Source organism: Marinoscillum luteum (assembly GCF_044005705.1).
Lineage (GTDB): Bacteria > Bacteroidota > Bacteroidia > Cytophagales > Cyclobacteriaceae > Marinoscillum > Marinoscillum luteum.
In genome coordinates this window covers 58,660-74,091 of sequence record NZ_JBIPKE010000018.1, presented here as the reverse complement: position 1 = coordinate 74,091, position 15,432 = coordinate 58,660, and the positions used below count along the sequence as shown (strand labels likewise).

The following is a 15,432-nucleotide window of genomic DNA, read 5'->3' as shown; positions in this document are numbered from 1 at the left end:
ATGATAGAAATATCCTAAGTGACTTAGCACGGATTTATCTAACTTCATACCCACCATTTTGACCAAGTTGTGACTAAAAAAACCACCATTTACAAGTACGTATCGGCTGAAGACCTTGATCTAATTCTAAATAATAAGAACCTAAAGTTTTCAATTGCAAAAAGATTCAATGATCCATTTGATTGCTATCCTGAACTGATATCGTTCAATGTCACTGAGTCTTTCTTAACTTCCCACATAGAAAAGGGAATTTTGGTGTTAGAGGGAGAAGAGCCAAATATGCCCCTTAAAGACTTAATACCACATGTCCAAAGTAAATACTACAATCATAGTAATACTGACATCAATGCTCTCTTTGAGATAATCCTGAATAAATATCGGTTCAGTTGTTTCAGTCTTACAAATAAACAAATATTAATGTGGTCACACTACGCCAACAAGCACACTGGAGCGTGCATCGGATTCAATGTCTCAGAACTAATGAAAATAAGGGGCATCATAGCTCTCAAAGTAAACTACACACAGGAATTCGATAAATCAGACATGTGTAAAGACGAACTGGCTGCAATTCAACATTTGTTTTCAACTAAGTCCATTCAGTGGGATTATGAAGAAGAGATTCGACTTTTGACAACTCCCGAAAAAGCAGATGAAATGGATTCGGAGGGATTAATGCCATTTTCAACCTCAGCTGTCTCAGAAGTATATTTTGGTTGTCAATATGAATCGAACACTCAACTGAAGAAGCTAAACTTTGAAAGAATTGGATACGAACATGTAAAATTCAAAAGAATGCTTAAATCAAAGCGGTCCTTTGAGTTAGAATCAATAAATATCTAGTGTCTACCAGCTCAACCGTCAACACCGAAATCCAATCAAGCAGCCCTAGCGACAATACTCACTTTATTGGACTTGTTATTCATACTGGTAAATAGATAAGCTGCCTACCGAAAGAGAGTATTGGGCAATGTGGCTCATCCACTTCTACCTTATAACCGTTGACGAAAAAAAAGATCACACTGAGTTCCAGTGATTGCATTAAAGATGGATGGTGAGGTTGCTATCTGATACCTTAATATGCTTCAATCCAATTGATTGGCTACTTACCCTTCATTTTCTTTGCTTGCCCAAAGAAAACGAAGCAAAAGAAAAGGCACCAACGCAAAAAATCATTTTAACTCATCGTATTTGAGCCTTTTTTTTGAATTTTATTGGAGTCAAAATGATTCACACTTGCCTTGGATGCCCCGCCCTCCATTACGGTCTTACCTTTCTACTTTCATCTTCTTTCAAATTCATTAATTTGGTTTTACAAAATTATAACTACAAAGTATTCCCTATTTCCATAACAATCCACAAAAAAACCCTGGCCTTTTAACAAGATCAGGGTTTTCAATCTATCTCTGTAGGGTGACTACAAGAACACTACTGACGCTTGGCCAGCACGGGCCCGGGTTTCCCCTAAATGGAAGGCCTGAAGTGGGTCCGTAAGGACTACTTCTTCTCTTCGTCTACCTCTTCAAACTCTACATCTGACACATCAGAGTCAGCATTGCCGGCATCTGCTCCGCCAGTCGGATCAGCACCTTGCGCTGCTTCTGCTCCACCTGCGGCCTGCTGTGCCGCATAGATCTCCTGAGAAGCTGCCTGCCATGCGGCATTCAGTGCTTCCATGCCAGCGTCTATGGCAGCTATGTCTCTGGAAGCATGCGCTTCTTTCAACTTGGCCAAGGCTCCTTCAATGGCAGTTTTGTTGCCCTCAGAAAGCTTCTCGCCGTACTCCTTCAGCTGACTCTCTGTTTGGAAAATCAACGAATCGGCCTGGTTCACTTTCTCTACTTTCTCCTTCTCAGCCTTATCAGACTCTGCGTTGGCCTGAGCTTCCTGCTTCATTTTCTCGATTTCCTCGTCGGTCAAGCCGGAAGAAGCCTCAATCCTGATTTTCTGCTCTTTGTTAGTGCCTTTGTCCTTAGCAGACACTTGCAGGATACCGTTGGCATCTATGTCAAAAGTCACTTCGATCTGAGGCACTCCTCTTGGTGCTGGTGGTATACCATCCAGGTGGAATCTACCGATGGTTCTGTTGTCCTTCGCCATTGGTCGCTCTCCCTGGAGCACGTGGATTTCCACAGAAGGCTGATTGTCAGCTGCTGTAGAGAATGTCTCAGATTTCTTTGAAGGAATGGTGGTGTTGGACTCGATCAGTTTGGTCATCACACCGCCCATGGTTTCAATTCCCAAAGAAAGTGGCGTCACATCCAAAAGCAGAACGTCCTTCACCTCTCCGGTCAATACACCACCCTGAATCGCAGCACCTATGGCCACTACTTCGTCAGGGTTCACTCCTTTAGAAGGCTTTCTTCCGAAAAACTTCTCTACTTCTTCCTGAATTCTGGGGATACGTGTAGAACCTCCAACCAAAATCACCTCATCGATCTCAGAAGCAGAAAGACCTGAATCTGCCAGGGCCTTCTTGCAAGGCTCCATAGATCTTCTCACCAAATCCTCGCTCAACTGCTCAAACTTGCTTCTGGAAAGTGTTCTTACCAGGTGCTTTGGCACACCGTCTACCGGCATGATGTATGGCAGGTTGATCTCCGTAGAAGACGAACTCGACAATTCTATTTTCGCTTTTTCAGCTGCTTCTTTCAATCGCTGAAGGGCCATCGGGTCTTTTCTAAGATCCAAACCTTCGTCCTTCTTGAATTCTTCAGCCAGCCAGTTGATAATTACCCCGTCAAAGTCATCACCACCCAGGTGAACATCACCATTGGTAGATTTTACTTCAAACACACCATCACCCAGCTCAAGGATAGAAATATCGAATGTACCACCACCAAGGTCATACACCGCGATTTTCATGTCCGCATTTTTCTTATCCAGACCATAAGCCAATGCCGCCGCTGTAGGCTCATTGATGATCCTTTTCACTTCCAGGCCTGCAATCTGTCCGGCTTCTTTCGTAGCCTGACGCTCAGCGTCGTTGAAGTAAGCAGGCACGGTAATGACCGCCTCTGTCACTTCCTGTCCCAGAAAGTCTTCTGCCGTTGACTTCATTTTCTGAAGGATCATAGCCGAAAGCTCCTGAGGAGTGTAATTTCTATCGCCGATCTTTACCCGCACGGTATCATTAGTGCCAGCCTCCAGGCCATATGAAACATTCTTTCTTTCTTCTGTCACCTCAGAATACTTCTTACCCATGAATCTCTTCACTGAGCTAATGGTGTTCTGAGGATTGGTGATGGCCTGACGTTTTGCAGGGTCTCCAACTTTTCTTTCTCCGTTACCATTATCCAAAAATGCCACGATAGATGGTGTGGTCCTGCGCCCTTCACTGTTCTGAATCACTACAGGCTCGTTACCCTCCATTACCGCCACGCATGAGTTGGTAGTACCTAAGTCTATGCCGATAATTTTTCCCATTGTTAACTATTTATTTAAAGTCTTGAAAATTCTTTTTTCGTTCTCTATCCTTTTATCAATGGTTGTGCCAACAAGAAAATGACAGCCGATTTATGACAGATTGTCAGAACTACCCCGGTAAACTGACGCTCTAACCGGACACATTTGTGCAGGTAACTGGCTTTTAAACTTATTTATCATAAAATTCGCATGATTCCAGAGCGCTTTTTTTTAACTTAATGCACTAAATCATAAAAACACTTCCTAGCGTCTTAACTAAACGATCATGAAAAATAAAATTCCTGAATGGCTGTCCAATTTCCCTACGATTGGTTTTGCTTTTTTTGCCATCGCCGTATTGATCACCATTACCTATTTCTTCATGCTGGCAACTGCCGGCAAAAGAACCAAAAAATTTATTTTCGCTTCGGCTAAAGAAACCGTCTATTTTGATATTGCCACTCGCTTTGTGGCCTTTGGTTTAGTCTTTTTTGCCTTTTATGCCATCATCAACTGGATCGGAAAAGCAGCGATTTATCACATTTTCGGGGCCGGATTTTTCTCCATTATCATCGGTGTGGCATTTGGCTATGCTTTTTGGGCCATTGTAAAGTATTACTACCCATTCGTACTGGAAAAGCGCCTCGATAAGATTCGATTTAAGCCAATGAAGTCCAAGGCCGGCAATCCCATGAGATTGCTAAACGAAGAAGAAGAAGATGAGTATATGACTCCTGCGATGATTGAAGAGGAAGACAATCACATTGCGGATTACGACATCTGGGTAGATGAAAAAACCGGGGAAAAAGTCGTGGAGAAATACGACATGCTCTTTCATGCGCTGGTATGTGAGAAGTGTAATTACCGAACCATGAGAGACCTGAGGGAAGAAGTGGTGAAAGAAGCCAGTGCCAGCGAAGAGGGTCTGATTGTGAAGCATTACAAATGTACCTACTGCGGACACTCCAAGACTCAGGACCTTAAAGTGGCTGCACTTGGCTAACACCTGCTAAAAGACATAAAAAAACCTGCTGAGTATGTACTCGGCAGGTTTTTTTATGTCTGCATTAATCTTTTTCCTTCTTACTAATGATATAGCGCACCAGAAACAGCAGCACCACCACACCAATGATCAGCGCCGGGGCCATTTTGTGTACCTCCTCCAGAGATTCGGGATTGTTCTCTCCATCCATGGCAAAATAGATGAGCACGCCAATACCAAAGTACAGCGCATACCTGTAGGGCTTTTTCATGGCGCTAAAATAAGATCAATTCCTTAAAAAGGATGGATCCCAGGCTCAAAGACCTTTCAACTCATCCACCAGCATGGCTATTCCACTAATCACCTGCAACTCCGTGCGCCCACCACTCTCCCTGGCCTCCTCCAGCACCTGCTGACACTGAGTCACCCATCCGGATGATGGCTTCCCGCCCGACTCAATCAGCCCAATGGCCTCAAGGCCAATCACAGCGAGCCTGGAAAAGTTTTCTGAAAGTGATTCGATCTCCAAAAGTGCCGGAGATCGATTGATGATGGGCAGTACTTTCTTATGATTCTTACTCCACAGGTCCAATTGTGTTCGCAGCTGGTTGGCTTCCAGACTGCCCGACAGGTATCGCTCTACGTCTTCATTGAATACCCTCGCCACGGTGGCATCGGCAGTAGCAGCATCTGCCCAAAGCATGAAAGGGGAAAATGTGGTGTACAATGTGCCATTCGTATTTCTGGTATAGCCTTTCATGGGTTCTACCACCTCCACCAGTACTTTTAGTGGCTCTATGTCTTTGCTTTTAGCCAACTTCCTGAGAATGACGTTTCGGGACGAAATATGCTTCAGGCCGAGCTGCTCCAATTGGAGGCTGATGATGGCCAGGCGCCTGTACATGTCCTGTACGTCCTGGACTTCCTCAGGTGACCACAATCGCTCCGCCACAGCCGCGGCTCTTGGCCATAGTCTGCTATCGATGGTTTCAGGGACGACGAGCTCACTCCACATGCACATCTCACCACCCAATATACGGCTTCTCTCTGCTGGGGTAAGATCCATATCGGCGGGCGCCGGATCCACCAGATAGTGCTGGCTGGCAGGCATCATCAAATCGAGATAATATCCGTTGGAGAGTACAGTTTCATAACCCGCTCTGGCTGCATCGTACAAAGTCTGCTTGGCCACCAGGCCTTCCCAGTTGCCTCGCCATGAATGAATGATGGCACTTTTGGGCATTTCAGGTGTCATGATCTCATCCCAGCCCATGGTGTGTTTACCATACTTGTTGAGTATTTTTTGCACCCTGATGTTGAAATAGGTCTGCAAATCGTGATTGGTAGCCAGGTTATTGGCTTTCATGAAAGCCTGAATATCCTTGTTTTCGTTCCAATGGCGCCCCAGATTTTCATCACCCCCGATGTGGAAATATGGATCGGGGAAAACCTCAGCCACTTCAGCAAACAACTGATCTAAAAAATCATATACTGCATCGTTGGTAGGATCCAACGTAGGGTCAAATATGCCTGAATAGCGCTCCAATGTATAGGTAGTATCCTTGCTGCCGAGCTCGGGGAAGGCCACCAGAATGGCCGTGGCGTGTCCTGGTACGTCTATTTCTGGAATTACCCTAATCCCCCGCTGATGTGCATAGGCAATAATGTCATCCAAATCCTCCCGTGTATAATACTGACCGTCCGAAGAAAGCTCCAACAACTCAGGGAAGGCTTTGGTAGGAAACCTGAAACCCTGATCATCCACCAGGTGGAGGTGAAGCACGTTCAGCTTCACGGCAGCCATGGCATCCAGATTTCTATACAGCACATCCATCGGCATGAAGTGACGAGCCACATCCAGCATCAATCCCCGCCAATGAAAACGCGGCGAGTCATTGATGGTGAGTACAGGGAAAGTACTTTGGCCATTGGTGGCGCCTGTCAACTGAAGGAGGGTTTCCAATCCTCTGATGGCACCTATATCCGTCTGTGCGCTTATCTCAATGGACTCAGTACCTACTCGTAGCTGATAGCTCTCTTCTTCGTGCAGTCTGATCTCTCCCGGGCGCTCCACGGTGATGGTGAGGCTGGCGTTTGTCCGCTCACCACTTACCTTGTGCTGGTCAAAAAACAATGCGGTTTTCTGATCCAGTCTGCGCAAAAATCTGGTAGCTTCATGAGCAAGTCGCTCGTGATAGTCGCCGGTGAGAGAAATAGAAAAACGCTTCGTGATAACAAATTGTCCTTCTCCCGTCTCTATTTGCTCAGGCACGGGCATGAGATTTAGCGCGGTTTCCTGAGCACTCAGGCTAAGCCCAAATAGTAAAAAAAGGAGCGTTAGCTGGTATTGAAAAAATCTTTTCATCATCACACTGAGTTGGGGTAGAAGAATAGGGCCTGAAAACATGCCGGATACCTTTAATGTCATTATGACTATAAGTTACGATTATTTTAAAACTTCCAGAGCGAATACCCAGAATGGACTCACCATTCGACCATCGCCCGTACTCTAAATAAAGTGCCCAAGGCACCTGAAAAAAATTTATTAGCGGTTTGGATCAATTTCATCGACCAACAACCCAGGCCTGCCTTCAAACGGCCCAGACGCTCTTCATCGTCGAATTCACAACAACCCGCACACTCTTTGTGTGCTCAAAGAAGGAATAAAAAGCCTCCCGGAGGAGGCCTTTCATCCACTTATAAACACAATTTATCATCTCGCGTCCCACCACACTTTGGTCAGGAACGTGTTGGTGCCCTGTCTGCTGATGGCTTCTGCATAATTCACTGAATTGTTGGACGCCTCATGAGAAGGGTAAATCATTCGCCTTGGGATCACTCCTCCTGTTGCATTTCCAGGATAGTCGACCGGTACCAGTTCAGGGTAGCCTGTTCTTCTCCAGTTGGACCATACCTCATACCAGTCAAGGAATGATGCTACCCAATACTGCGCTCCGATCATTTCCATTCCATCTGCCACCACAAAAGGGTTGGCAGCCAGATAGGTAGTGATTTCATCCGCAGGCACTTCTGCGGTGGAGTTGTACTGAGTGAGAAACTGCATGGCAGCAGTCACCCCTGCCGTATAGTGCGACTCTGCGGTACCACCCACATTGTAATTCCTCAAGGCTGCTTCTGCCAGCAGCAACTCCACCTGCGCATAGTTGATCACGAAAGTGGGGCCTGAGAGGCTAAGAAATACATCATCACGAATGGTTGAATAATTGGTAATGTCCCCGGGAAAATCAGGATCTGTACTCACGTCAAACGCTCCTCCATTCTGATCGAGCCCGTTAGGAAGTCCGATCTGATTGGCCGGGTCTGTATCGCCTGTAGATTGTATCCTGGCAAAAAGACCCAGTCTCGGATCGTTGGTGTCAGAAAGAAAATCCACGAAGGTTTTGCTCAGGAACACCTCTCCGGTGTTGGTCGCATTCCATTCTCCTGCCAGGATGTTGCTGTTTCTGTTGACCGTGGTTCGGCCACCGGCTGCATCATGCATAATGAAAGCATTGTCAGCATTGGAGGTAAATACTCCCCCATTTACTGCCGTTTCTGCCCATTGCTTGGCTACTGTAGGCGCCACTTCTGTGAGTCGCATAGAAAGTCTGAGCATCATGGAATACGCCAGTTTTTTCCACTGACCAATAGGGTCTGCCGCCGATCCGTAGATCAAATCGCCGGAACCAGGCAAGTCACCATTAGCATTGAGGGCTTCAGCCGCTTCTTTTAACTCCTTCAGCATGTCCATGTAGATAAATTCCTGCGTGTCATACTTAGGGGCATAAATCCCTTCGTGATAAGCCAAACCAGCTTCAGAGTATGGAATCTCTCCATACAAATCTGTAAGCCTGTGGAAAATGATCACTTTCATAATCCTGGCAATCTGATGCAGGTTAGCATAGAGCGGATCTGTTTCTGTGATTTTCAATAAGTCCACGATGTATTTTACCTGATCATTGTAAGCCACGTCGAATGACGCATTGGCCCAACCATCGTTTTGCATGTACTTATCTCCTGCATACCAACTCGCATTGGCAAGTTGCTGGGTCATCATACTCGAATAGATAATATTGATCCTCCAGGTATCATAGCTGAAATCACTATTTCCTGTATACTCCAGCTGAGCCCTCGAAAGGTGATAACCAGGCACATAACTCTCCTTAGCCACCTTGTTTTTGTCTGTGTTGATGTCCTCAAAGTCGGATGTACATCCGGTAAAAGCCACCGCGACAGTCGTAAGAACGATATATAATAGATTCTTCATGTCTGTTTCTTTAGATGATTAAAACTTAATACCAAGGTTGATACCATAAGTCCTGGATGTTGGGAGTCCCAGGTATTCGATTCCCTGAGCATTGCCATTGGTATAGTTGGACTCCGGATCGATGTTTGGCGTGCTCTTTTTGATGTAAAAAAGATTTCTGCCCACCAACGAAATGCTCAGTCCCTTGATGTTCCCGAGGTTGGGGAAGTTGTAAGTAAGACTCAACGAACGGAATTTGATGAAATCTGCATCATATACCTGCAGCTTGGAAATGCCCGCCAGAGCTCCGTAATAGTTCTGGTCTGTGACAGTAGAAGTCATAGCATTTCCTTCAGCATCCACTCCACTGACGGTGATTCCATCCCCACGGCCTTCCAGCGTTGCTTTATGAAGACCATTGCCATAGGCAATCGCATTGGTACCGGAGTAGATCACCCCTCCATATTTGAAGTCGATCAGGAAGGACAATGTAAGGTTCTTGAACTTCACATCGTTGCTCCATCCTCCCGTGACCGGATGTACGCCTGTTCCCTGCGAGGTGAGCTCTGAAGCTGCCTGAGGAAGACCTGTGGCACCTAATATCAGGTTGCCGGCATCATCCCGCATATAGTCATAGGCCATCACCTGTGCGAATGGTTTTCCTACTACATGCTCAATGAACGCCCGCCCGTTTCTGGACTCACCCACAGTAAGTTTATCCTGACCTTCTGCCAGGCCAATCACAGTATTCTTGTTGTTGGAAATATTAAAAGTAGTGGTCCAGGTAAGTGCCGGAGTTTTCACAGGTACCCCTCCCAAAAGGAATTCCACACCCGTGTTTTCTATCTCTGCGATGTTCACCACAGCCGTCTGATAACCAGACCCTCTCGAAATTCCCACATTCACAATGTCATTGAGGGTTTGCTTTTTATACCAGGCCAGGTCTACAAACAGTCTCTTTTGTAAGAATTCCATTTCACCTCCAACTTCCAGTTCGGTCACCTGTAGTGGTTCAATTTGAGGATTTGGCACGTTGTTATCTACGTTCCCGAGCGGCACACCATTAATGGCGTTGCCCAGGGTGCCATAGTATAAGCTGGTGGCGAACACAGGAGCGTCACCACCCACACGCGCATATCCCGCTCTGATCTTACCCATGTTCATCCAAGGCACATTCAATGACTCAGAGAATACATAAGAAAGATTGACCGATGGGTAATTGTACGAGTTATTACCACTTGGCAAGGTACTCGACCAGTCATTTCTGTCCGTGATGTTCAAAAACAGCATGTCTCTGAATCCAAGCTCAACCGAACCATAAAGCGAGTGCACCTCTTTTTGTGGCTCTGTCACGTTGGCACCTTTGGTGGTAGCTGTACCCGGGTTATAGAGGAATGGGAACGCAAAACCACTGGCGTTCACTTCCACAGTCTTCTGCTGCATTTTCAGCAGGTTACCTCCCAGCGTGACCCCAATGGAGAAGTCTCTGCTCACATCTTTATTGATCCCCACAAGGAAATCAGCGTTGGTTTCATTGTAGTTTACCGTGCGCTGCAAGTCCAGTCCTCCAGTAGGCCGGTACGCGGTACCTGTTGGAGTGATTTGGGTGGCATTGAACGCATAGAAGTCATTGGCAATACGTGCCTGCACATATAACCACTCCAGTGGAGCATAGCGCAAACTAGCCACACTCAACACCCGGTCTTTGGAAGTCTCCGTGATGAACCTGTTGGCTGCAAAATATGGGTTGGTAGTAAAGGCATCACTGCCAAATCGGATTTCATTTTTCAACTCATCATAGCCCGGAGCCAGGTATTCGGCATCCACGTTGGGTGGCAAGAACATGATGGCATAGTTACCATTACCCGGTGCATCATTTACTTTGGTTCGGCTCGCACCATCTTTGGTGTAGTTCACATTGGCACTACCCGTCAGCTGTGGTGACAACTTGTAAGAAGCATCCAGGTTGATTGTTTGCCTTTTATAATCAGCACCCGGATATACCGAGCTATTTCGCAAATCACCTAAAGACAATCTGACAGAACCAGACTCGCCGCCACCGGAGATCGCCAAAGAATTGGTATAGGTGGCTCCGGTCTCATAAAAATCAGTCAGGTTGTCCCCGCTCACTGCAGAGTACGGGTGCTGCTTTCCATCAAAAAGCGTAACCATAGAACCATCTAGCGGAGCGCCCCAGGAGGTAAGCCCGGTATTGAGGGCTGAGGTCTGATCCGTAGGTGCTACACCGAGCGTGCCTTGACCATACTTTTCCTGAAAATCCCTGAAGTCATTGATCTTGGAGATGGCCACATTACTATTGAACTCAACGCCCAATCCCTGACTGGACTTACCCGACTTGGTGGTGATGAGGATCACCCCATTACGACCTCTCTGTCCATACAGTGCTGCCGCAGCACCACCTTTCAGTACTGTGATGTCTTCGATATCATCCGGGTTGATACTGGAGATACCATCTCCGAAATCGGCACCATCCCATTTGCCTACACTACCCAGGTTGTCATTGTTCATCTGGATACCATTAATTACATAGAGTGGCTGGTTGTTGAAAGAGAGGGAGGAGTTACCACGAATGGTCACACGCGAAGATCCCCCAGGGCCGGTGGAAGGCGCACTGCTGTTGAGGCCTGCTACTCGGCCTACCAGGTTGTCCGCCACGCTAATCTCACGTGCTTTGGTAAACTGCTCTCCTTTCACTCTGGAAACCGAATATCCGAGTGTTTTTGAATCTCTTTCGATACCCAAAGCCGTCACCACCACTTCTCCCAGCTGAGTGATGTCAGCATCCATGGACACAGTAATAATGGCTCGTGAGCCAACAACTTCTTCCACGGCTGAAAAACCAATGGATGAAAAGACGAGAACGTCCGTTTCGTTTTCAATCTGGATCCTGAATTTTCCATCCAGATCCGTAGTAGTCCCTGTGTCCGTCCCTTTGATCAGGATGGTGGCACCAGGTATAGGCTCCCCCGATTGAGCATCACTCACAGTTCCCGAGACAGTTTGCTGTCCGAGTACGACGATGCCCATCAGCATTAACATGCAAAATGGTAGTATTCTCTTCATAGAATTAAACTTTTTGGTTTAGGACTTTTGTGACCGCCTTTTTTCAGTCACGGTACCCAATTAAGCAACTAGGTATGATCTGAGGAAATTTATTCGCAGTACGACGAGCTTTTATCGCTAGATGACATTGGGGGTGCTATGAATAGCACCAATGCTGTTCATTGGCAAAACAGGGCTGTTGGTATAATTTAGGGCCTGTCCGTTCACTTATTTAGGAAATTTGGCTATCTAGTATATGCAGTATCGCCCATAAAAAGCCATTAAGAATAAATAACCGGCATTGAAACAGATCAGAAAACACCGTACAGTACTCTTCCATATCCTCTTCTGGGTAGGCTATTTCTCTTTCAACAGTGTAAGGTGGGGTCACTACTTTGGTGACTATATATATTCGATCAAGTCCAACCTGGTAGAGTTCCCAATACACATCATTCTGGTATACTTCAACCTATACTGGCTGGTGCCGCGTCTGCTTTCCAAAAAGAAATACCTCTTCTATGTGCTATCGCTCTTTGGTGCCACACTTGCGTTTTCACTCGTCAAAATCCTGCTGACCTATGGCCTGGTAACCACCAACATCTGGCCGGAATCCGCCAAACCCGAAACTGACCTGTTTGGGCTGAGCTATATCATCACCGTGTTCATTGGTGAATTGTACATTATTGGGCTTACTGCGGCCATCAAACTGACCATTGACCACATTCGTGAACGGGATGCCCAGCGGGAACTGGAAAAAAACAGCCTCGAGACTGAGCTTGCCTACCTGAAGAGTCAGATCCAGCCACACTTCTTTTTCAATACGCTCAATAGCCTCTATGCACTCACGCTGGAAAAATCCGACCTGGCCCCCAACACGATCCTGAAGCTGTCTAACCTTATGAGTTTTGTTATTTACCGGGCCAAAGCGGATGAGGTGACCCTCATGGAAACCGTAACCCACATGAAGAATTACATTGAGTTGGAAAAAATCCGCTTTGGCATCCGCCTTCAGGTGGACTTTGAGATCACCGGCAAACTGGACGACAAGAAAATACCGCCACTTATCCTCTCCCCTTTTGTGGAAAACAGCATGAAACATGGTGGAGAGTCTCCTGAAGGCACCTTCGACATCTGGATCAAACTGAACGTGGAAGAAGATAAATTACACTTCCAGGTACATAACTGTCTGAAGGATTATCAGGATTCCAAAGAAGTACAGCGGCTCAATAAAAGTGAGGGCATAGGCCTTCAAAATACCATTCGACGGCTTAAGTTGCTCTATCAGAATAAGTACCAGCTGGACATAAGCCAGGACGGTCAAAAACATATGGTTAATTTGGTGCTCCCTTTAAATCAATAGTTATGCAAGTAAAATGCCTGATCATAGATGACGAACCTCTGGCCGTAAAAGTGGTAGAGAAATACATCGAAGAGGTGGATGACTTTGAATGCGTAGGAAACTGCTCCAACGGCCTGGAGGCCATTCGCTTCCTGAATGAGCAAGCTGTAGACCTTATTTTTCTGGACATCAATATGCCCAAACTCAGCGGCATGGAGTTTTTGGAGACTTTGAAAAATCCGCCACAGGTGGTGATCACCACGGCCTACCGCGACTATGCCGTGGAGAGCTACAACTATGACGTGGTAGATTATCTAGTCAAGCCCATTGAGTTTCCTCGTTTTTTCCGGATGGTACAAAAAGTAATGAACCGACTGAGCATCAAGCCCGTGGGCCCGGGCAGTGCTGCCGGTGAGACAGAGAAAATAGACCACCTCTTTCTGAAAGTAGATAAAAAGATGGTGAAGGTATTCCTGAAGGACCTCCTCTACGTGGAGAGCCTCAAGGACTATGTGATGGTGCGCACCACTGCCGAAGACCTCATCGTTCATCACAACCTCCACTCCTTCACCGATCTCTTACCCCAGGAAGACTTCATGCGCATACACCGCAGCTATACGGTTTCACTGGAGAAAATCAAAGCCATCAATGGTAATCAGGTGGAGATCGGAGGCAAGCACCTGCCCATCGGGCGCAACTACCAGTCTGAAGTGAAAAACAGAATATTGAAGGGTTAGGCAAAAGCCAAAAGCAGGGCATGTGTTCATCCGCTAAAGATCACTAACTTTGCGCCCTGAAATACTCGCAGGGAATGACCTTAGAACAAGAAATACAGAAACGCCGCACCTTTGGAATCATCGCTCACCCGGATGCCGGAAAAACCACCCTTACGGAGAAATTACTCCTTTTTGGGGGTGCCATACAAACAGCCGGGGCGGTAAAATCCAACAAGATTGATGTGGGCACCCGCTCCGACTGGATGGAGATAGAAAAACAACGGGGTATTTCGGTAGCCACTTCCGTCATGGGTTTTGATTACAAAGACTTAAAAATTAACATCCTGGACACCCCTGGTCACGAGGATTTTGCAGAAGACACCTACCGCACGCTCACTGCCGTGGACAGTGTGATCATGGTGATAGACTGTGTGAAGGGTGTGGAGCGCCAGACAGAAAAGCTGATGGAAGTATGCCGGATGCGAAACACCCCGGTACTCTGTTTCATCAATAAGCTGGACCGTGAAGGCCGGGATGCCTTCGAACTCCTGGACGAAATAGAAGAAAAGCTGGGGATTAATGTGCGGCCCATGAGCTGGCCCATAGGCATGGGTAAATCCCTGCGTGGCGTATTCAATATTTTTGAAAACAACCTGAACCTGTACGAACCCAGCAAAACCAAGAAAGTCACCGATGTGGTGGAAATCAAGGGCATCGATGATCCTGAACTGGACAAGCGACTCCCAGCCTCAGCTGTGAAAACCCTGCGTGAGGAAATAGAGCTGGTGAATGGTGTGTATGATCCGCTGGATGTCCAAAAATACCTCAACGGTGAAGTAGCTCCTGTTTTCTTTGGTAGTGCGGTCAATAACTTCGGGGTGCGTGAGTTGCTTGATTGCTTCATACAAATAGCTCCTCCGCCTGTGGCACGAGAAACAGAGGAGCGAAAGATCGAGCCCAACGAACGCAAGTTTTCAGGGTTTATCTTTAAGATCCATGCCAACATGGATCCCAAGCACCGAAACCGTATCGCCTTTGCACGAATCTGCTCAGGCACCTTTCATCGCGGCACCAGCTACTACAATGTGCGCCACGACAAGCAATTTAGGTTTTCCAATGCCACGGCCTTCATGGCCCAGCAGAAGGAAACCGTGGATGAGGCCTTCCCGGGAGATATCGTAGGACTCTACGATACCGGCAACCTGAAGATCGGGGACACCCTCACCGAAGGGGAAAAAGGACTGTACAAAGGAATTCCTTCCTTCTCGCCTGAGCTTTTCAGAGAGGTGATCAACCTGGATGCCATGAAGTCCAAGCAATTGGAAAAAGGTCTCAATCAGCTCATGGATGAGGGCGTGGCTCAGCTCTTTACCTTCGAGATGGGTGCCCGAAAAGTGGTGGGCACCGTGGGTGCACTGCAGTTTGAGGTATTGCAGTACCGTCTCCTCAATGAGTACAACGCCAAGGCCCGGTTTGACCATGTCAACATCTACAAAGCCTGCTGGATCAGTAGTAAAAACGAAGCTAAGCTGGATGCCTTTATCAAGGACAAGTACCGCCATATTGCCAAAGACAAAGAAGGCAAACTGGTGTTTATGGCCGAGTCAAAAGCCTGGTTGCAGATGGTGCAGGATAACTTCCCGGAGGTAGAGTTTCACTTTATCAGTGAGTTTTAAGGGAGGTT

Annotated in this window: 10 protein-coding genes; 5 read left to right on the top strand and 5 right to left on the bottom strand. The window is 46.8% G+C overall.

Annotated elements, in window-relative coordinates:
* Positions 1–69: 69 nt before the first annotated feature.
* Entirely contained in the window at positions 70–840 is a 771-nt protein-coding gene (locus ACHKAR_RS14005; protein WP_395417947.1) for a DUF2971 domain-containing protein, read from the top strand.
* 654 nt (positions 841–1,494) lie between these two features.
* On the opposite strand, the gene dnaK is transcribed toward ACHKAR_RS14005, so the two are convergent.
* Positions 1,495–3,423, bottom strand: a complete 1,929-nt coding sequence (dnaK, locus tag ACHKAR_RS14000; protein WP_395417946.1) for a molecular chaperone DnaK — start codon at positions 3,421–3,423, stop codon at positions 1,495–1,497.
* Between the two features lie 265 nt (positions 3,424–3,688).
* Between dnaK and ACHKAR_RS13995 the strand changes: the two genes are divergently transcribed.
* Positions 3,689–4,405, top strand: a complete 717-nt coding sequence (locus ACHKAR_RS13995; protein WP_159582306.1) for a hypothetical protein — start codon at positions 3,689–3,691, stop codon at positions 4,403–4,405.
* 64 nt (positions 4,406–4,469) lie between these two features.
* Here ACHKAR_RS13995 and ACHKAR_RS13990 read toward each other — a convergent pair whose 3' ends face one another.
* The 4 genes from ACHKAR_RS13990 to ACHKAR_RS13975 form a co-directional block, all read right to left on the bottom strand.
* Positions 4,470–4,655 carry a hypothetical protein gene (locus tag ACHKAR_RS13990; RefSeq protein WP_159582305.1) on the bottom strand — a complete coding sequence of 62 codons (186 nt, stop codon included), beginning with the start codon at positions 4,653–4,655 and terminating at the stop codon, positions 4,470–4,472.
* Positions 4,656–4,700: 45 nt separating this feature from the next.
* On the bottom strand, positions 4,701–6,752 hold the full coding sequence (locus ACHKAR_RS13985; RefSeq protein WP_395417944.1) for a beta-N-acetylhexosaminidase: 2,052 nt from the start codon (positions 6,750–6,752) through the stop codon (positions 4,701–4,703).
* A gap of 345 nt (positions 6,753–7,097) precedes the next feature.
* Complete coding sequence (locus tag ACHKAR_RS13980) at positions 7,098–8,651, bottom strand: SusD/RagB family nutrient-binding outer membrane lipoprotein (RefSeq protein ID WP_395417942.1); 1,554 nt, start codon at positions 8,649–8,651, stop codon at positions 7,098–7,100.
* Positions 8,652–8,669: 18 nt separating this feature from the next.
* Positions 8,670–11,714, bottom strand: a complete 3,045-nt coding sequence (locus ACHKAR_RS13975) for a SusC/RagA family TonB-linked outer membrane protein (protein ID WP_395417940.1) — start codon at positions 11,712–11,714, stop codon at positions 8,670–8,672.
* A 280-nt stretch (positions 11,715–11,994) separates the two neighbouring features.
* Here ACHKAR_RS13975 and ACHKAR_RS13970 point away from each other — a divergent pair, with 280 nt between their 5' ends.
* The 3 genes from ACHKAR_RS13970 to ACHKAR_RS13960 all read left to right on the top strand — a co-directional run bounded on the left by ACHKAR_RS13970 (position 11,995) and on the right by ACHKAR_RS13960 (position 15,424).
* Positions 11,995–13,053, top strand: coding sequence for a sensor histidine kinase (locus tag ACHKAR_RS13970; RefSeq protein WP_395417938.1), 1,059 nt, complete (start codon positions 11,995–11,997; stop codon positions 13,051–13,053).
* A gap of 2 nt (positions 13,054–13,055) precedes the next feature.
* Complete coding sequence (locus ACHKAR_RS13965) at positions 13,056–13,769, top strand: LytR/AlgR family response regulator transcription factor (RefSeq protein ID WP_395417936.1); 714 nt, start codon at positions 13,056–13,058, stop codon at positions 13,767–13,769.
* 74 nt (positions 13,770–13,843) lie between these two features.
* Positions 13,844–15,424, top strand: a complete 1,581-nt coding sequence (locus ACHKAR_RS13960) for a peptide chain release factor 3 (protein ID WP_159582299.1) — start codon at positions 13,844–13,846, stop codon at positions 15,422–15,424.
* Positions 15,425–15,432: the final 8 nt, after the last annotated feature.

Bases quoted from the DNA above. Each gene is read 5' to 3' on its own strand.
- ACHKAR_RS13960 (WP_159582299.1), top strand. From the start codon at position 13,844: ATGACCTTAGAACAAGAAATACAGAAACGCCGCACCTTTGGAATCATC.
- ACHKAR_RS13995 (WP_159582306.1), top strand. From the start codon at position 3,689: ATGAAAAATAAAATTCCTGAATGGCTGTCCAATTTCCCTACGATTGGT.
- ACHKAR_RS13965 (WP_395417936.1), top strand. From the start codon at position 13,056: ATGCAAGTAAAATGCCTGATCATAGATGACGAACCTCTGGCCGTAAAA.
- ACHKAR_RS13985 (WP_395417944.1), bottom strand. From the start codon at position 6,752: ATGATGAAAAGATTTTTTCAATACCAGCTAACGCTCCTTTTTTTACTA.
- ACHKAR_RS13990 (WP_159582305.1), bottom strand. From the start codon at position 4,655: ATGAAAAAGCCCTACAGGTATGCGCTGTACTTTGGTATTGGCGTGCTC.
- ACHKAR_RS13980 (WP_395417942.1), bottom strand. From the start codon at position 8,651: ATGAAGAATCTATTATATATCGTTCTTACGACTGTCGCGGTGGCTTTT.
- dnaK (WP_395417946.1), bottom strand. From the start codon at position 3,423: ATGGGAAAAATTATCGGCATAGACTTAGGTACTACCAACTCATGCGTG.
- ACHKAR_RS13975 (WP_395417940.1), bottom strand. From the start codon at position 11,714: ATGAAGAGAATACTACCATTTTGCATGTTAATGCTGATGGGCATCGTC.